The following is a 16,922-nucleotide window of genomic DNA, read 5'->3' on the forward strand; positions in this document are numbered from 1 at the left end:
TTGGAAAGCCGGATGGGCGGCTGGCAGTGTGCTGTTTATCTGCGTAACTTGGGCACTTACTTTGTTAAGTGCCCAACATGAAAAAAACTACCGTTTATACGGCGCTGCTGATGGCCTGGCTAGGGGCGGGTGTGGCGTCTGCACAAACGAAATTGGTTGAGAAAGTCACCCGGCAAGGGAAAGAACTCCTGATTCCGTATGAGAAGTATGTGCTGCCCAACGGCCTGACGCTGGTCGTCCACGAAGATCACTCCGATCCCATCGTGCATGTCGACGTAACCTATCACGTGGGTTCTGCCCGCGAGGAGATTGGTAAGTCAGGCTTTGCTCACTTCTTCGAACACATGATGTTCCAGGGCTCCGATCACGTTGCCGACGATGAGCATTTTAAGATCGTGACCGAGTCGGGTGGAACGCTCAACGGCTCAACCAACGGCGACCGGACCAACTACTACGAGACCTTGCCGAGCAACCAACTCGAACGGGCGCTCTGGCTCGAAGCCGACCGGATGGGGTTTCTGCTGGACGCTGTCACACAGAAGAAATTCGAGATCCAGCGGGCAACCGTCAAGAACGAGCGTGGCCAGAACTACGACAACCGGCCTTATGGGTTGTCGGGTGAGTATGTCGCCAAAAACCTCTTTCCTTATGGTCACCCGTATTCGTGGCTGACTATTGGTTATATCGAAGACCTGAACCGGGTTAGCGTCAACGACCTCAAAAACTTCTTCCTGCGGTGGTATGGCCCCAATAACGCGGTACTGACCATTGGTGGCGATGTAACCCCGAGTCAGGTGGTGGCGATGGTGGAGAAGTATTTCGGGACGATCCCACGCGGTCCTGAGGTGACAAAAACGCAGGTGCCAACGCCCGTTCTCGACAAAGACCGGTATGTGTCGTACGAGGACAACGTACGCTTTCCGATGCTTCAGATCGTGTTTCCGACGGTGCCGAACTATCACCCCGACGAAGCCCCCCTCGACGCACTGGCCGAAATTCTGGGCGGTGGTAAAAACTCGCTGTTCTATAAAAATCTGGTTAAAAATCAGCTGGCTGTGCAGGCCAATGCATCGCATCCGGCAACGGAGCTGGCGGGTAGATTCACGCTGACCGTACTGCCGTTTCCCGACAAACGCCTGGACAGCACCGAAGCCATCGTTCGTCAGACACTGGCTGAGTTTGAGCGCCGGGGTGTTACCGATGATGATATCGCGCAGTTCACCGCCACCCGCGAGGCCCAGCTCATCAACGATCTGGCCAGCGTATCGGGTAAAGTATCGCAGCTGGCTGCGTACCAGACCTACCTCGGAAATCCTAACTATTTGCCGCAGGAATTCAAACGCTACCGGAGCGTGACGAAAGCAGATATCATGCGGGTGTATAACCAGTATGTAAAAGGCAAAAACGCCGTTGTGCTGACCGTTTACCCGAAAGGAAAAGCAGAAATCGTAGCCAAACCAGACAACTACACCATATCGACGGCCGACTACAAGGCACCCAGCTATGGGTATGACGGGCTGACCTATACAAAAGCGAAAGACAGTTTCGATCGCGCCAGTAAGCCCGGCCCCGGTGCTAACCCAGCCCTGAAGGTTCCTCCGTTCTGGACCGATAAAATGCCCAATGGCCTGAATGTGATTGGCACCCGTAACGACGAGATCCCCGCCGTAACGATGTTGTTCGCCATCAAAGGCGGCCACCTGCTGTCGGCCAATGATCCGTCCAAAGCCGGTATCGCCCAACTGACGGCTGCGCTGATGAACGAGGCTACGCAGCGGTATTCCAATGAAGAACTGAACACGAAATTGGAAAAACTCGGTGCCAGCATTGATATTCGGGCCAGTACGGAAGAAATTAACGTATCGGTCGAGACGCTGACGAAGAATCTGGATTCGACGCTGGCCCTGGTGGAGGAGAAACTACTGCATCCCAAATTTTCGGCCGATGATTTCGAGCGGCTCAAAAAGCAGCAACTGGAGTTGATTGCCAACCAGAGTACGCAGCCGGTCGTCATCGCCAACAAAGCCTATAACAAACTGCTCTACGGCGCGGATAATATCCGGTCGGTGCCGGTGAGTGGTACGGCTAAAACAGTCGAAGCTATTACGCTCGACGATGTCAAGGCGTTCTACGCAAAATACTTCTCGCCATCGGTTACCAACCTGGTGATCGTGGGTGATGTGGAGCAGGCGGGTGTGAAGTCGAAGCTGGCGTTCCTGAACAAGTGGACGGCTAAACCGGTGGCGCTGCCCAAAACGGCGTCGACGCGTAAAATCGACAAAACGCGGATCTACCTGATCGACAAGGAAAAGGCCGCCCAGTCGGAAATACGGGTGGGTTACCTGACCGATCTGCCCTACGACGCCACAGGCGATTATTACAAGACCTATCTGGCCAACTACATGCTGGGCGGGGCCTTCAACAGCCGCATCAATATGAACCTGCGCGAAGATAAGGGCTGGACGTACGGTGCCCGGTCGGGATTTTCAAGCACCAAAACACCCGGTCCGTTTACGGCGCAGGCGGGGGTTAAAGCGGCTGCTACCGATAGCTCGGTGGTGGAGTTTGTCAAAGAGATCACCAACTACGGCAAGACGGGCATTACGGAACAGGAGTTGACGTTTGTAAAGAGTTCGCTGGGTCAGGTCGATGCGTTGCGGTACGAAACCTCGCTCCAGAAAGCGTACTTCCTCAGCCGGATCATCGACTACAACCTGCCCGCCAACTATGTGGAGCAGCAAAGCGCCATCCTGCGCGGCATCACGAAAGCGCAGATCGACGCCATTGCCAAAAAGCGGCTGCCGGTCAATAACATGATCATCACGGTAGTCGGCAATAAGGAACTGGTGAAGCCGGGTCTGTCGCGACTGGGTTACGAAGTGGTCGAGCTGGACAAAGAAGGCGAGCCGGTAACGACAACAGCGAGTGTGGAAACGACGCCAGCACCGGCCAAAGCCGGGTCATCGTCGGGAACAGCACCGGCGGTTAAGAAAGATAAAAAGAGCAAGTAATTGATAGCCTGCCGGTGCGCCATCCCGGATGCACCGGCAGGCCGTTAATCAGAATAGTTGCTTGGTAACGAAGGGTTGGTCATTTTTGCGTCAGTACGGGCGGGTGTATGTCCGTATCTACAACCGAACTCCCCATGAACGACCAGTCACGCAGAGATTTCGTTAAAAAGAGTGTCATCGCCGGATTGAGCACCACGTTACCAGCCTCGCAGCTGTTGACCAGTGCCGCCGGCGATATGTTTGTCCACCATGTTTATTTCTACCTCAAAAACAAGGGTAACGAAGCCGACAAGGCCAAACTCCTCGAAGGGCTGAATAAACTGGCAAAAGTGCCAACCATCAAGTTTGTACATATCGGCTCCCCGGCCACTACCGACCGGAGCGTCATCGAGAAAGGGTATGCCGTTTCGTGGCTGTGCTTTTTTAATAACCTGGAGGACGAGGAGGTCTACCAGAAACATCCGATTCACCTCAAATTTGTGGAAGACTACTCAGCGCTTTGGGAAAAGGTAATTGTCTATGATTCTGTAGGGCCCCGCCGGTCATGACCCCAACGCTTATTTCGCCGGCCAGCCAGGCCGATATTCCGGCTTTAAATGATCTGGTGAACAGTGCCTACCGGGGCGATAGCTCACGCCGGGGCTGGACCACCGAAGCGGACCTGCTCGACGGTATCCGGACGGATGAAACCGGCCTGGCCGCCATGCTGGCAAATCCACAGGCAACGATCCTGAAATATGAGCAGGACGGTCAACTGATAGGCTGCGTGTACCTCGAAAAGAAAGGCGATCGCCTGTACCTGGGTATGCTGACCGTCTCGCCCGACGCGCAGGCGGGCGGCATCGGTAAACAGCTGATGACAGCTGCTGAACAGCTCGCCCGCGACTGGCAGTGCCGTGCCATGAAAATGACGGTGATTCCGCAGCGCCACGAGCTGATTGCGTTCTACGAACGGCGCGGCTACCAGCCCACCGGCGAGACCGAACCCTTTCCCATGGACGATACGCGCTTTGGCCTGCCCAAACAGCCGCTGTCGTTTATTGTCATGGAAAAAGTATTGGAAACCGCGTAGCGATTGAAAAGATGCGGGTGCGTTACGCAACCACTACCAGGGTCTACGACCACTGGCAGGGTTGCGTAACGCACCCGCCAAATGGCCCTTTAGGGCCTCAACAGCGTCGCGTCGGTAGCACGAAATTGGGTATATTTGTATTGGTCTGCCCCTAATTTCCAATTCATGAAAACGATAGCTGCTGTTTTGATATCGACTGTGCTTATGAGTGTATCGGCCCCGGTTTCCCATCCGCCCACCGACCCCAATCCGTTTCTTACGCCCTACAACACGCCTTTTGGCGTGCCCGACTTTGGCAAAATCAAGCCCGAACATTTTGAGCCCGCCATTGAAGAAGGGATGAGCCAACAGGCTACCGAGATAGCCGCTATCACGAAACAGAAGCAGGCCCCTACGTTTGCCAATACCATCGAAGCGCTGGAAGCCAGTGGCGACCTGCTCCGGCGGGTGATGACCGTTTTTGGCAATCTGAACAGCGCCAACACCAGCGACGAACTCCAGAAAATTGCCCAGACGGTTGCGCCGAAGCTGTCAAAGAACAGCGATGATATCTCGCTGAACCCTGTCCTCTTCGGGCGGGTAAAAGCGGTGTATGATCAGCGGAACAAACTCAAACTGACCGGCGACCAGCAGCGGCTGCTGGAAAAGACCTACAAGAATTTTGTCCGGAATGGAGCCGCGCTCCCTACCGACAAACAGGAACGCCTGCGGAAGATCAACGGAGAGCTATCGGTGCTGACGCTGAAGTTTGGCCAGAATCTGCTGGCCGAGAACAACGCTTACGCGCTCGTTATTGACAATGAAAAGGATCTGAGCGGCCTGCCTGCTTCGGTTGTGGCCGCTGCCGCCGACGCAGCTAAAAAACGCAATCCGCAGGACGGTCCGACGGTCCGGAAATGGGTGTTCACCCTGCAAAATCCGAGCATTATGCCGTTCCTGTCCTACGCCGACAACAGGGCGCTGCGGGAACAGATCTTCCGGGCTTACCTGGAACGGGGCAACCACAACGACGAGCATGACAACAAGCAGATCATGTCGACGATGGTAGGGCTCCGGGCAGAGAAGGCGCAGCTGCTGGGCTATGACAATCACGCGGCTTATATACTGGAAGAGAGCATGGCCCAGACACCGGCCAAAGTGAGCGAACTGATCAACCAGCTCTGGACGGCTACCGTGCCGGTAGCGCAGCAGGAAGCGGCTGAATTGCAGGCGCTCATGGACAAGGATGGTAAAAATGAAAAGCTGTCCAGCTGGGACTGGCGTTACTATGCCGAGAAGCTTCGCAAGCAAAAGTTCGCGTTCGACGAGCAGGAACTGCGCCCCTATTTTGCGCTCGACAATGTCCGGGAAGGGATCTTCATGCTCTGTAGCCGCCTGTACGGTCTGCGTTTTGAGCGCCGTACCGATCTGCCCGTGTATCACGAAGAAGCGATGGCCTATGAAGTGAAAGAGGCTGATGGGCGTCATATCGGTATTATGTACATGGACTTTTTTCCACGGGCCAGCAAACGGGGTGGTGCCTGGATGACCAGCTACCGTCGGCAGGAGGTGGAGAACGGCAAGAAAATAACGCCGGTCGTGTCCATCGTCTGTAACTTCTCCAAGCCAACAGGGAATATGCCCGCGCTGCTCAGCGTAGACGAAACGACCACCTTCTTCCACGAGTTTGGCCACGCCCTGCACGGGTTGCTTTCCAACGTAACCTATGGTAGTCAGTCGGGTACGTCGGTGCCGCGCGATTTTGTAGAACTACCCTCCCAGATCATGGAAAACTGGGCAATGGAACCGGAGATGCTTCGGTTGTTCGCCAAACATTACCAAACCGGGGCTGTCATTCCCGACGCCCTCGTTGACAAGATCAAGAAGAGCAGCCTCTTCAACCAGGGCTTCGAAACGACGGAGTACCTGGCCGCTTCCATGCTCGATATGGCGTATCACACGCTCAAACCCGGTGAGATTCCAACCGATGTGATCGCCTTTGAAAAGCAGGCGATGGACAAGATTGGCCTGATCGATCAGATTCCCCCGCGTTACCGGAGTACTTATTTCCAGCACGTCTTCGCGGGTGGTTATTCGGCGGGGTATTACAGCTACATCTGGTCGGCGGTGCTCGATGCCGATGCCTTCGAGGTGTTTAAACAGAAAGGGCTGTTCGATCCCAAATCGGCGCAGTCGTTCCGGAAGAACGTTCTCGAACGGGGCGGCACCGAAGATCCCATGAAACTGTACCGCAACTTCCGGGGTGCCGAACCCGACATCAAACCGCTGCTTCGCCGGAGAGGGTTGATGAAGGATGTATAAATGATTTTTCTGACAGGATTACAGGATTGGACAAGTACGCTGTCCAGGATAGCGCCGAAAGTGGGTTATGGGGGTTTATGTATCCTGGACGGCCACGTCCGGGTTTTAATAGGATTTTCTCTCACCCGGACGTGGCCGTCCAGGATACACAAACCCCCACAGTCTATACGCTGGAAGCGTTGGAACACGGTTTGATATGACCTCCTGCACAGATTCAGCTTTTATCCTGTTTAATCCTGTAATCCTGTCAGAATAATCCGTAGAAATTCAGTGGCTCAATTTGTGCGGTGTTCAGTGCCCCGAAATAGCCAGATTACGTGCGGTAATTTGTTAAGTTAGCGTGTCAATACCTGTATTCGAACGCTCCTTACCTCATGAAGCACCTTTTTGCTTTACCGTTTCTTCTGGCTGTCACCGCATACGCTCAGTCGCCAGCCCGTCTGGCACCCGTTCAGGCGGTTAGTACGTACCAGCCGCCTGCTTTCACCGACCCTGACCGGTTGTCCCGGCTACAGGCTGCCTTTCCCATCGTTGAAAAGCTGTACAGGGAGCGGGCCGAGAAGTACCATTACCCCGGCATGGCCTTCGGGATCGTGCTCGATGGGAAGCTGGTTTATTCGGGTGGCTATGGCTATACCGACGTAGCGAAAAAGACGCCGGCTACGGCCAAATCGCTGTTCAAGATTGCGTCGATGACCAAGAGCCTGACAGCGATGGCTATTCTTAAGCTGCGCGACGAAGGGAAACTGCGGCTCGATGACCCCGCCGAGCAGTACATCCCGGAATTTAAAACCCACCAATACATCACCGCCGATGCGCCCCGGATTACGGTTCGTAACCTGATGACCCACTCGGCCGGGTTCCCCGAAGACAATCCCTGGGGCGACCGACAGCTTGCCGACACCGATGCAGAACTACTAACCCTGCTGAAAAACGGCATCTCGACGGCCAACGCGCCGGGTATCGCCTATGAATACAGCAACCTTGGCTTTGCCATGCTGGGCCGTATCATTGGCGTTGTGTCGGGCAAATCCTATGAGCAGTACATCACCGAGTCAATTTTGAAGCCGCTGGGTATGCTCGATACGCAGTGGGAATACGACCGCGTTCCTGCCGACCGGCTGGCGCATGGCTACCGTTGGAAAGACGGTACCTGGGTGGAGGAGGAACTGCTCCACGATGGCTCGTGGGGGGCTATGGGTGGCCTGATCACGTCGATCGAGGATTTTAGTAAGTACGTAGCGTTTCATCAGGCGGCCTGGCCACCGCGCAGTGATGCCGACAGCGGTCCGGCAATGCCGGTGAAGCGGAGTTCGGTTCGGGAGATGCAACAGCCCTGGACGTTTGCCGGACTAAACGCACAAGCCCGTAACTCGGCGGGGCAGCTTTGCCCGACTACCGGTGGTTACGGCTACGGGCTGCGCTGGAATAAAAACTGTGCCGGTATCGTCGATGTGGGGCATAGCGGTGGGCTGCCGGGTTTTGGCAGCCAGTGGCGCATCCTGCCTGAATATGGCATCGGTGTAATTTCTTACGGCAACCTGACCTATGCCGGTATGGGCAATATCAACTCGGTAGTGGTCGATACGCTGCTATCCATTGGGAAGCTACAACCCCGCCAACTGCCCGTTTCGCCCATCCTGGCGCAGCGCAAAGCCCAACTGGTGAAGTTATTACCCGATTTCGCGAACGCCGAACGCAGCGGGATCTTCGCCGAAAATTTCTTTCCCGATCAATCGGTAGAGACCCGCCGGAAGGTGGTGCAGGAACTATACGCCAAAGCGGGTGCCATCAAACGGGTTGGCGACATGATTCCCGAAAATCAGCTGCGTGGCCATTTCATGATGGAAGGCGACCGGGCCAACATCGATGTATTCTTTACGCTGACACCGGAAAATCCGGCTTTGATTCAGCAGCTGGACTTCCGGGAGGTCAGCCTCAAGTAACTTCACCCGTAACTACTGACTACCTATGAAACTCCTGTTTACGGCCTGTTGCCTGACCATGCTGGTGTTTGGCAATACGGCAAACGCTCAGTCTGTCGAGCAAAAACTGACCGGTATGGGCCTCACCCTGACGGCCCCCACCAAATCGGCAGGGAACTATGTTAAAGTTGTCCGCACCGGCAACCTGCTTTTCCTGGCCGGGCATATATCGACCCGCGCCGATGGATCGACCATCACGGGTAAACTGGGCAAAGACCTGACCATAGAGCAGGGATACGAAGCCGCCAAAGCGGCAACCGTTTCGGTGCTCTCTACGCTGAAAGCCGAGTTGGGCGAGCTGGGCCGTATTCGCCGGATCGTGAAAGTGACGGGTTTTGTTAGCTCCATGCCTGATTTCACCGATCAGCCCAAAGTTGTCAACGGCTGTTCCGATCTGCTGGTAGCCCTGCTGGGTGACAAAGGGAAACACGCCCGGTCAGCGGTGGGTATGGTCGCCTTGCCGCTGAATGCGGCCGTCGAAATCGAGATGGTCGTTGAGGTCGAGTAAGTCAGGGATCAGGGCAGACACGATCGGGCTACCTGTTCGTAACCGGCCGAGACATACAAGTTATAGGCACGCAGGCGAATGATGCGGTAGGGCTTCTGCATGGGCAGGCGTAAAGCCAGTCCTTGCTTGTCGTGGATAGGGATCAATGCTATATCGGCCGGTTTGTAGTGCTTGCCAGTAGGCCAGATGCCGTATTGCCGGTGGAAAAATGGTACCAGGTAGTCGAAGGCGAAAACGTTGGCATGGTGCGGTAACTTGTCGGCCAGGCACTGCACTATAGCCAGGTCGTCGGCTTGTAGTAGTGTCGTGTCCTTGTCGCTGGCGTAGCGGCCCTTCAGCGTATGGACCCAGTCGCGGGGGGAAGGGAAATCGGGCCGGGCCAGGTAAAGAATGGGGACCTGAACGACCAGCAGGCCGACCGAGGTCAACCTGGCCCATCTGCCCGAAAGAGGCCGGAACTGACGGGCATAGATACCCGCCACCAGTGTCAGGAATGCCGCTGAAAATGCCCAGACCAGCACGAACCGGGGTGGCCAGGTCAGGGCTACCAGATAAAACAGGGGTTGTTCGTAGTAGTGAACGCTCTGAACAAAATTGAGCAGCGTCAGCGTCACGATGCCGATACTCCAGATGATAAACAGGCTGGTGGCGAGGCTTTCCCGCTGTTGCCAGACAAATACACAGAGCAGGCCAGCCACTGGCAGCAGCAGCAACAGAGACTCGCCGGTTTGTTTCAGCATCAGCCGCCAGAAATCTGCATCGTTTATGTTGGTTTCAAGCAGTGCCAATGCCAGTTGAAGGCGAGGTTCGGCAAAATTATTTTTAATGCCCAGCCATACCATACCGGTCAGGAATACTATCACCCAGCCCACTGCCACCAGCCAGAACTGCTGTTGAGACAGCCACGTATATAGGGGGCGTTTGGGGTGTTTTCTAACATACCGCATGCCCCTGTAGCTCAGGTGGATGAGCGCGGCCAGGACTGCACCGTCTTCTTTTACCAGCACAATAGCCATACCAGCCGCCATAGTCGCCCAGGTGTTCCGGCTCAGCAAGGCCAACGAAAAAAGCAGTCCCAGGGGTAGGTAGGTCAGTTCGGTATGCCAGCCGATATTCGGGTGATCGTTGAGCCAGAAAGATACAGGTCCCAGAAGGATGATGATCAGCAGCATATACCGGGCCCAGTTAGGGGTGGTTCGCCGGATAAGCCGTTCGTTAGCAACGCCAAACCCTACCGCCAGTAGTATCGACTGCACCGCAAACAGCCCGTAGGCACCAAACGCCCGGCATAAAGGGCCCCACAGTAAAACGGTGTAGTAATTATGGATGCGGTGGTGGTAGCCCCAGATATTCTCATACATGAACGGACGGTCGTCTATCCAGCTACGCGACATCTGTAAAAAGGCATACATGTCGTTGAACGTGTAGCCAAGAGTCTGAAAACGGAGCACTTTAACGGCAAAAAAACCGATTACGATCAGGCCAAGTACGTAAGTGGAGCGATGCATACCAGTGGATAGTGTCCTGTAAACCTACTACGTTTTTTGAAACCAGCGCATGAGCTTGAACATATAAATAGGTAGTATTACAACCTTTTCTTTAAGTTTGTAACCCTGCTTAATAACAGTAAGTTAAGTATTCATATGTCAATTATTTTGTTATAAACTATGAGTAAAATTACTTATGCTATTTTTCGTTGTCCCGGTAAATTCGTACTGTAGTAAACCCTAATTCTATCCACATGAATGGCCTTGAACGCGATTGCTGGATCAAGCGTAACCGTTATTATTACCGTTGTCTGCTCAAATTTCTTCGGTACACAATTCCCCGGCAAAGTTCAGTGCTGGAGATTGGCTGTGGTACGGGCTACGTACTCGATCAACTGTCTCCTGCGCGGGGGGTGGGGATCGACATCAATCCAGCCTTCATTACGCATGCCCGGACGATGTATCCACAGCACCAGTTTTATACGTGCGATGCCAAACAGCTTGGCGGGATTGGGGAGCAGTTCGACTTCATCCTCCTGAGCGATACGATCGGCACTTTCGATGATGTACAGCAGGTCATCGGCCAGTTGCATCATGTTTGTCACCCTGCCACCCGTATCATTATTACGTATCGAAATCTGTTATGGACGCCGATCCTGAAACTGGCTGAAACCCTGGGGCTGAAAATGCCGGAAAAACGGCAGAACTGGCTCGACAGAGACGATATCATTAACCTGCTGCAAATTTGTTCGATGGACGTGGTACGGACGGGCCGTAAAGTGTTGATGCCGTACTATGTTCCTCTGCTGTCGGGCTTGATGAACCGGTACATCGTAAACCTGCCGATATTCAACTACTTCGGGTTATTTACGTTCATCGTGGCCCGCAGTCTCCACGGGTTGAAACCCCCATCGGCCTATAGTGTGAGCGTAATAGTGCCGGCCCGGAACGAAAAAGGAAACATTGAAGAGATCGTTCGCCGAACAGCCGTAATGGGTCGCCATACCGAGCTTATTTTCGTGGAAGGTAACTCAACGGACGATACCTGGTGCGAAATTCAGCGGGTTGCGGAGCTTTACCGTTCGCAGCGGGACATAAAATGTGTGCAGCAGGACGGCAAAGGGAAAGGGGATGCGGTCCGAAAGGGGTTTGGCATGGCTACCGGTGATATCCTGATGATTCTGGATGCGGACATGACCGTGCCGCCCGAAGACCTGCCTAAATTTTTCGAAGCGATCTCTTCCGGTAAGGGCGAGTACATCAACGGTACGCGGCTGGTGTACCCCATGGAAAAAGAAGCCATGCGTACCCTCAATCTGTTGGGCAACAAGTTCTTTTCAGTTGCCTTTTCGTGGTTGCTGAACCAGCAGCTCAAAGACACGCTCTGCGGCACGAAAGTCTTGTCGAAGGAGAACTATCAGCGGCTGATCGCCAACCGCGCTTACTTCAGTGATTTCGACCCGTTCGGCGACTTCGACCTGATTTTCGGCTCGGCGAAGCTCAACCTGAAATTTGTTGAGATCCCGATCCGTTACCGGGCGCGCACTTACGGCGAAACCAATATCTCCCGGTTCAAACATGGATGGCTCTTATTGAAGATGACCTTCTTCGCTCTCAACAAGATCAAGTTCGTTTAGCAGCACGTAAATGACGGGCCCGGTAATGGTGAATCAGGATCGGCCATCGGGTTCATAATCGTTGGGTACCTACCGACGCTGCGCTGTTGAGGCCCTGACGGGCCTGATATGTAGCGGTTACTGCTCTTCGCCCCGTATGCGGAAGATGCCGCCTTCAAGTGACTCGTTCAGGCGTAGCTGGCACGCCAGACGACTGTCGAAGTTGGCGTCGGGGAGGGTATCGAGCATGTCGAGTTCGGCGTCCTGCGCGGGGGGGAGCCTGTCGAGACCTTCCAGCACCTGTACGTGGCAGGTAGCACAAAGGGCCATCCCGCCACAGGTAGCCAGAACGGAATAGTCCGACGCCTTCATAACTTCCATCAGGCTCAGGTTAATACCTTCCGGTAGTTCGAGCGTCTGCCGCTCCCCATCGCGGTCTTCTATGGTGAATTGGATCATAATTTAGGTTAGTCGTAGAAGTCGTATTAGTCGTAAGGGGGTGATTGGGCGAGTGACGCGCCAGCCACATGTGACTTTTACGACTTCTACGACTTACGACTAATACGACTCTTTTCAAAAAGTTGGTACCCCGTTGACAGTGGTGTATTTGAAGCTTAGTTTCTGGCTCGGGTATACGTATTTGAACGCGCTCTGGCACATCAGGGCGGCTTCGTGGAAACCACACAGGATCAGTTTCAGCTTGCCGGGGTAGGTGTTGATATCACCGATGGCGTAGATGCGTTCTACGTTGGTCGAGTAATCCGTTGTGTCCACGCTGATCGCCGATTTGTCGATCGTGAGTCCCCAGTCGGCGATGGGTCCCAGTTTGGGCGTCAGGCCGAAGAGCGGAATCAGGTTGTCGGCGGGGAGGATGGTCACGGTCTTATCTTTGGCCGTAATGCTCACTTCCTGCAGGTGCCCGTTTCCGTTGATACTCGTTATGTTCGATTGCAGAACGAGGTTGATCTTACCCTGTTTGGCCAGTTCGAATACTTTTTCGGCCGAGTCGGGTGCGCCCCGGAACGTATCGCTACGGTGAACGAGCGTCACCTCTTGGGCAATATTGGCCAGAAAAACCGTCCAGTCGAGGGCCGAGTCGCCCCCGCCGGCCAGCACCACCCGCCGGTTGCGCAGTTGCTCGGGGTTCTTTACCATGTAGGCGACGCCCTTGCCTTCAAAACGCTCCAGGTTTTCGATCTCCGGCTTACGGGGTTCAAAGCACCCCAGTCCACCGGCAATGACAACGACCTGGCAATGCACGGCGGTATTGTCGCTCGTGGTGATGATGTACGAACCGTCGTCCTGTTTTTCGAGCCCCTCGACGCGCTCGCCCAGCGAGAACGTGGGGTTGAAGGGCGCGATCTGCTCCATCAGGTTGTCGACCAGCGTCTGGGCGTTGACCGCCGGATAGCCGGGAATGTCATAGATGGGTTTCTGCGGATAGATCTCGGAAAGCTGCCCGCCCACCTGCGGAAGAGCGTCGATGAGGTGGCAGCGCATTTTTAATAAACCGGCTTCAAAAACGGCGAACAGGCCAACCGGCCCCGCGCCAATGATGCATATATCTGTGGTAATCATTACGTTTTTACGTTATTTAGGCGGCAACTGTTATTGACAAAATCAGCTGCTTTGCTCTACTACTAGAACAGTCTGGATAGGTGAATAATTCGTGAGCAAAGGTAGCGTTAGCGCTTCGCTGGTGGTCATTACAAATAGTGATGAGGGATAACGGGAGGGAATGTGAGGGCTGTGACTTGGGCGGGTTGAGATGGTATAAAAACAGCGGGCCACGCTTTCCTGAGGAACCGATTCCCTGTTATGAACAGACGACATATTTTCCTGCTGGCTTTTTGTATACAGGTATGCCTCCGCCTGTCGGCGCAGGATAAACCCCTGACGGTTACGACGAAACTGCCGGGTCACCCCCGTATTCTGTTGCTAAGCCGCGAAGAAGCCCTGCTTAAACGAGCCGTTGCCGCCGACAAGACCTGGAGCAGCGTGCATCAGGTGATCCTGGCCGAGTGCGACAGGATCGTACCAACGCCCCCCGTCGAACGGATTCAGATTGGTCGTCGCCTGCTCGATAAGTCGCGGGAGGCCCTGCGCCGTATCTTCTTCCTGTCCTACGCCTGGCGCATGACCGGTCAGGAGAAATACCGCACCCGGGCCGAAAAGGAACTGCTGGCCGTATCGGCGTTCAGCGACTGGAACCCGTCGCATTTTCTGGACGTCGCCGAAATGACGCTCGGTGTGGCTATTGGCTATGACTGGCTCTACGCCGACCTGTCGGAAGCGTCGCGGGCTACCATCCGGGACGCCATTCTGAAAAAGGGTATCGAGCCGTCGCTCGATCCCAAGAACAACAGCTGGCTTACCGCTACCCACAACTGGAATCAGGTTTGCAACGCGGGCATGGCCTACGGCGCGCTGGCCATCTACGAAGACAAGCCGGAACTGGCCCGAACCGTCCTGAACCGGGCTATCGAAAGCATCGTGTTACCGATGGACGATTATGCGCCGGATGGGGCATACCCCGAAGGCTACAGCTACTGGGGCTACGGAACGAGTTTCAATGTACTGTTCATCAGCGCCATCGAAAAAGCGTTCGGTCAGGATTTTGGGCTGGTGCAACGGCCCGGCTTTCTAAAAACGGCTGGCTACATGACCAACATGGCTGGTCCGTCAGGTATGTCGTTCAACTACGCCGATGCGGGTAAGAACCCTGAATTACAACCGGCCCTGTTCTGGTTTGCCAACAAAGCACGTGACCCGTCGCTGGTGTGGGTGGAGCGGGGGCGGCTGCTGCGGGGTGAAGCGGCTGCTAATGTCAGCGACCGGCTGCTGCCTTCTATCATGCTGTGGGGTGCTGGTATGAACGTCGATAAAATCCCCGCACCTGCATCAACGACCTGGACGGGTGCTGGCCGGAACCCCGTCGCCCTGATGCGCACGTCCTGGACCGACCCGGCCGCGATCTTTGTGGGCATCAAAGGCGGGACGCCGTCGAGCAATCACGCGCACATGGATGCTGGTTCGTTCGTCATGGAGGCCGACGGGGTGCGCTGGGCCATGGACTTCGGCATGCAGGATTACAATTCGCTGGAATCCAAAGGCGTGGATTTGTGGAACCGCAAGCAGAATTCGCAGCGGTGGGAAGTCTATCGCTATTCGAACCGCGTACACAATACGCTGATGGTCAACGATAGCCTGCAACGGGTCGATGGGTTTGCCAGCCTTACCGGCTCGTCCAGAAATCCGCTGTTCCAGAGCGCGACGGTTAACCTGAGCGAATTGTACAAAGGGTCATTGACCAGCGCCAGCCGGGGCATCGCCATTGTGGACCAGGCGTATGTGGTCGTGCGGGATGAAATTGCTGCGGTTGCCAGCCCGGCCCGTGTTCGCTGGACCATGCTGACCGGAACCGATGTAAAACTCATTGGTAAGAACCGCGCCGAACTGACCAAAGCTGGCAAAAAGCTCATTGTGGAGGTACAGGAGCCTGCGGGTATCACTTTACAAACCTGGACCACCAACCCGCCCCATTCGTATGATGCCCCCAATCCCGGCACCACCCTGCTGGGTTTCGAGCTTGCTATGCCTGCTCACACGAAAGATGTCCTGACGGTGCTGCTCCTTACTGAGAAAGCAGTTAGTCAGCTCAAAAAGCCCGTTTTGCCGTTGGGGGACTGGCTGCGTAAATAATCAGGAAGGCTGTTACGAATGATGGGTTTATCCTCAAGCCTGCGTATACTTGTCAACTGACTTATCCTTACCTGATTTTTCGATGAACTACCTTTCCTGCCTGTTGCTCGCTACGGCGTGCCTGCTCGGGTCGTGCCGGTCGTCTGATACCGATACGGCGACGCTAAAAACCTATTTCACCGCCGATACGAGCGGAGTTGCCGATGGTGGGGTACGCATCATTCCTGTCAAAACGCTTAACCGTACGTTCAACGTCTGGACCAAGCGCTTTGGCAACAACCCCAAAATTAAACTGCTATTACTCAACGGCGGGCCAGGCGCGACCCACGAGTATTTTGAGGTGATGGAAAGCTTCCTGCCCGCCGAAGGCATCGAGTTCATCTACTACGACCAGCTGGGAACGGGCAACTCCGACAACCCGAACGACACGACGTTCTGGGATCTGCCCCGCTACGTGGAAGAGGTGGAGCAGGTGCGTACCGCGCTCAACCTCACGCCCGATAATTTCTACCTGCTGGGCCACTCGTGGGGTGGTATTCTGGCGACGGAGTACGCGCTGAAATACGGCAAGAACCTGAAAGGGCTGGTAATCTCGAATATGATGTCGAGCTGCCCCGACTACGGCAAATATGCCGATGAGGTGCTGGCGAAGCAGATGGACCCGGCGGTTGTGAAGGAGGTAAACGCCATCGAAGCCCGGGGCGAATACACGGCACCGCGCTATATGGAGCTGCTGATGCCTAACTTCTACGCCAAACATATCTGCCGACTACCCATCGACCAGTGGCCCGAACCCATGACGCGCGCGCTGGGCAAGTCGAATCAGTCGCTGTACGTGACCATGCAGGGGCCCAGCGAATTTGGCATTGCCGGTAAACTAACCAACTGGGACCGCAAAGCCGACCTACCCAAAATCACCGTCCCCACGCTGACCATCGGCGCTCAGTACGACACCATGGACCCCGAGCACATGAAGTGGATGGCGACGCAGCTCCCCAATGGCAGCTACCTCTACTGCCCCAACGGCAGCCACATGTCGATGTACGACGATCAGAAAACCTACATGCAGGGCCTCATCAAATTCATCAAAGGCGTCGACGCGGGCGAGAAGAAAGTAACGCTGTAGGTAGACCGGCTTTTGTATCCTGGCCGGGCTGGCGCACCAGCGGCCACGTCCGGGTGAACTATGTATTTCTCTCACCCGGACGTGGCCGCTGGTGCGCCAGCCCGGCCAGGATAC

12 protein-coding genes are annotated in these 16,922 nt (G+C 55.1%); 9 read left to right on the forward strand and 3 right to left on the reverse strand.

Annotation, left to right across the window (positions count from 1 at the left end; translation table 11 throughout):
- Nucleotides 1-77 precede the first annotated feature (77 nt).
- The 6 genes from FH603_RS09230 to FH603_RS09255 all read left to right on the forward strand — a co-directional run bounded on the left by FH603_RS09230 (nucleotide 78) and on the right by FH603_RS09255 (nucleotide 8,877).
- Nucleotides 78-3,011: a M16 family metallopeptidase gene (locus FH603_RS09230; protein ID WP_186737200.1), complete on the forward strand. Its 2,934-nt coding sequence runs from the start codon at nucleotides 78-80 to the stop codon at nucleotides 3,009-3,011.
- 134 nt (nucleotides 3,012-3,145) lie between these two features.
- Nucleotides 3,146-3,559, forward strand: a complete 414-nt coding sequence (locus FH603_RS09235; protein ID WP_186737201.1) for a Dabb family protein — start codon at nucleotides 3,146-3,148, stop codon at nucleotides 3,557-3,559.
- Entirely contained in the window at nucleotides 3,556-4,083 is a 528-nt protein-coding gene (locus tag FH603_RS09240) for a GNAT family N-acetyltransferase (RefSeq protein ID WP_186737202.1), read from the forward strand. Before FH603_RS09235 ends, FH603_RS09240 begins: the two co-directional genes overlap by 4 nt.
- Nucleotides 4,084-4,248: 165 nt before the next feature.
- Entirely contained in the window at nucleotides 4,249-6,384 is a 2,136-nt protein-coding gene (locus FH603_RS09245) for a M3 family metallopeptidase (RefSeq protein ID WP_186737203.1), read from the forward strand.
- 374 nt (nucleotides 6,385-6,758) lie between these two features.
- Complete coding sequence (locus FH603_RS09250; protein WP_186737204.1) at nucleotides 6,759-8,330, forward strand: serine hydrolase domain-containing protein; 1,572 nt, start codon at nucleotides 6,759-6,761, stop codon at nucleotides 8,328-8,330.
- 25 nt (nucleotides 8,331-8,355) lie between these two features.
- On the forward strand, nucleotides 8,356-8,877 hold the full coding sequence (locus tag FH603_RS09255) for a RidA family protein (protein WP_186737205.1): 522 nt from the start codon (nucleotides 8,356-8,358) through the stop codon (nucleotides 8,875-8,877).
- Between the two features lie 8 nt (nucleotides 8,878-8,885).
- On the opposite strand, the gene FH603_RS09260 is transcribed toward FH603_RS09255, so the two are convergent.
- On the reverse strand, nucleotides 8,886-10,385 hold the full coding sequence (locus FH603_RS09260; RefSeq protein ID WP_186737206.1) for a glycosyltransferase family protein: 1,500 nt from the start codon (nucleotides 10,383-10,385) through the stop codon (nucleotides 8,886-8,888).
- A 233-nt stretch (nucleotides 10,386-10,618) separates the two neighbouring features.
- Here FH603_RS09260 and FH603_RS09265 point away from each other — a divergent pair, with 233 nt between their 5' ends.
- On the forward strand, nucleotides 10,619-12,001 hold the full coding sequence (locus FH603_RS09265) for a glycosyltransferase (RefSeq protein ID WP_186737207.1): 1,383 nt from the start codon (nucleotides 10,619-10,621) through the stop codon (nucleotides 11,999-12,001).
- Nucleotides 12,002-12,118: 117 nt separating this feature from the next.
- On the opposite strand, the gene FH603_RS09270 is transcribed toward FH603_RS09265, so the two are convergent.
- Nucleotides 12,119-12,439 carry a 2Fe-2S iron-sulfur cluster-binding protein gene (locus FH603_RS09270; RefSeq protein ID WP_186737208.1) on the reverse strand — a complete coding sequence of 107 codons (321 nt, stop codon included), beginning with the start codon at nucleotides 12,437-12,439 and terminating at the stop codon, nucleotides 12,119-12,121.
- 114 nt (nucleotides 12,440-12,553) lie between these two features.
- The gene (locus FH603_RS09275) at nucleotides 12,554-13,558 is read right to left on the reverse strand and encodes an NAD(P)/FAD-dependent oxidoreductase (protein ID WP_186737209.1); all 1,005 of its coding nucleotides are present in this window, start codon (nucleotides 13,556-13,558) and stop codon (nucleotides 12,554-12,556) included.
- A gap of 240 nt (nucleotides 13,559-13,798) precedes the next feature.
- On the opposite strand from FH603_RS09275, the gene FH603_RS09280 reads away from it, so the two are divergent.
- Both FH603_RS09280 and FH603_RS09285 read left to right on the forward strand, forming a co-directional pair.
- A complete protein-coding gene (locus tag FH603_RS09280; protein ID WP_186737210.1) occupies nucleotides 13,799-15,682 on the forward strand; it encodes a heparinase II/III domain-containing protein in 1,884 nt (627 codons plus the stop codon).
- Between the two features lie 82 nt (nucleotides 15,683-15,764).
- Nucleotides 15,765-16,808: a proline iminopeptidase-family hydrolase gene (locus FH603_RS09285; RefSeq protein ID WP_186737211.1), complete on the forward strand. Its 1,044-nt coding sequence runs from the start codon at nucleotides 15,765-15,767 to the stop codon at nucleotides 16,806-16,808.
- Nucleotides 16,809-16,922: the final 114 nt, after the last annotated feature.

This window comes from Spirosoma utsteinense (genome assembly GCF_014282275.1).
GTDB classification, from domain to species: Bacteria; Bacteroidota; Bacteroidia; order Cytophagales; family Spirosomataceae; genus Spirosoma; species Spirosoma utsteinense.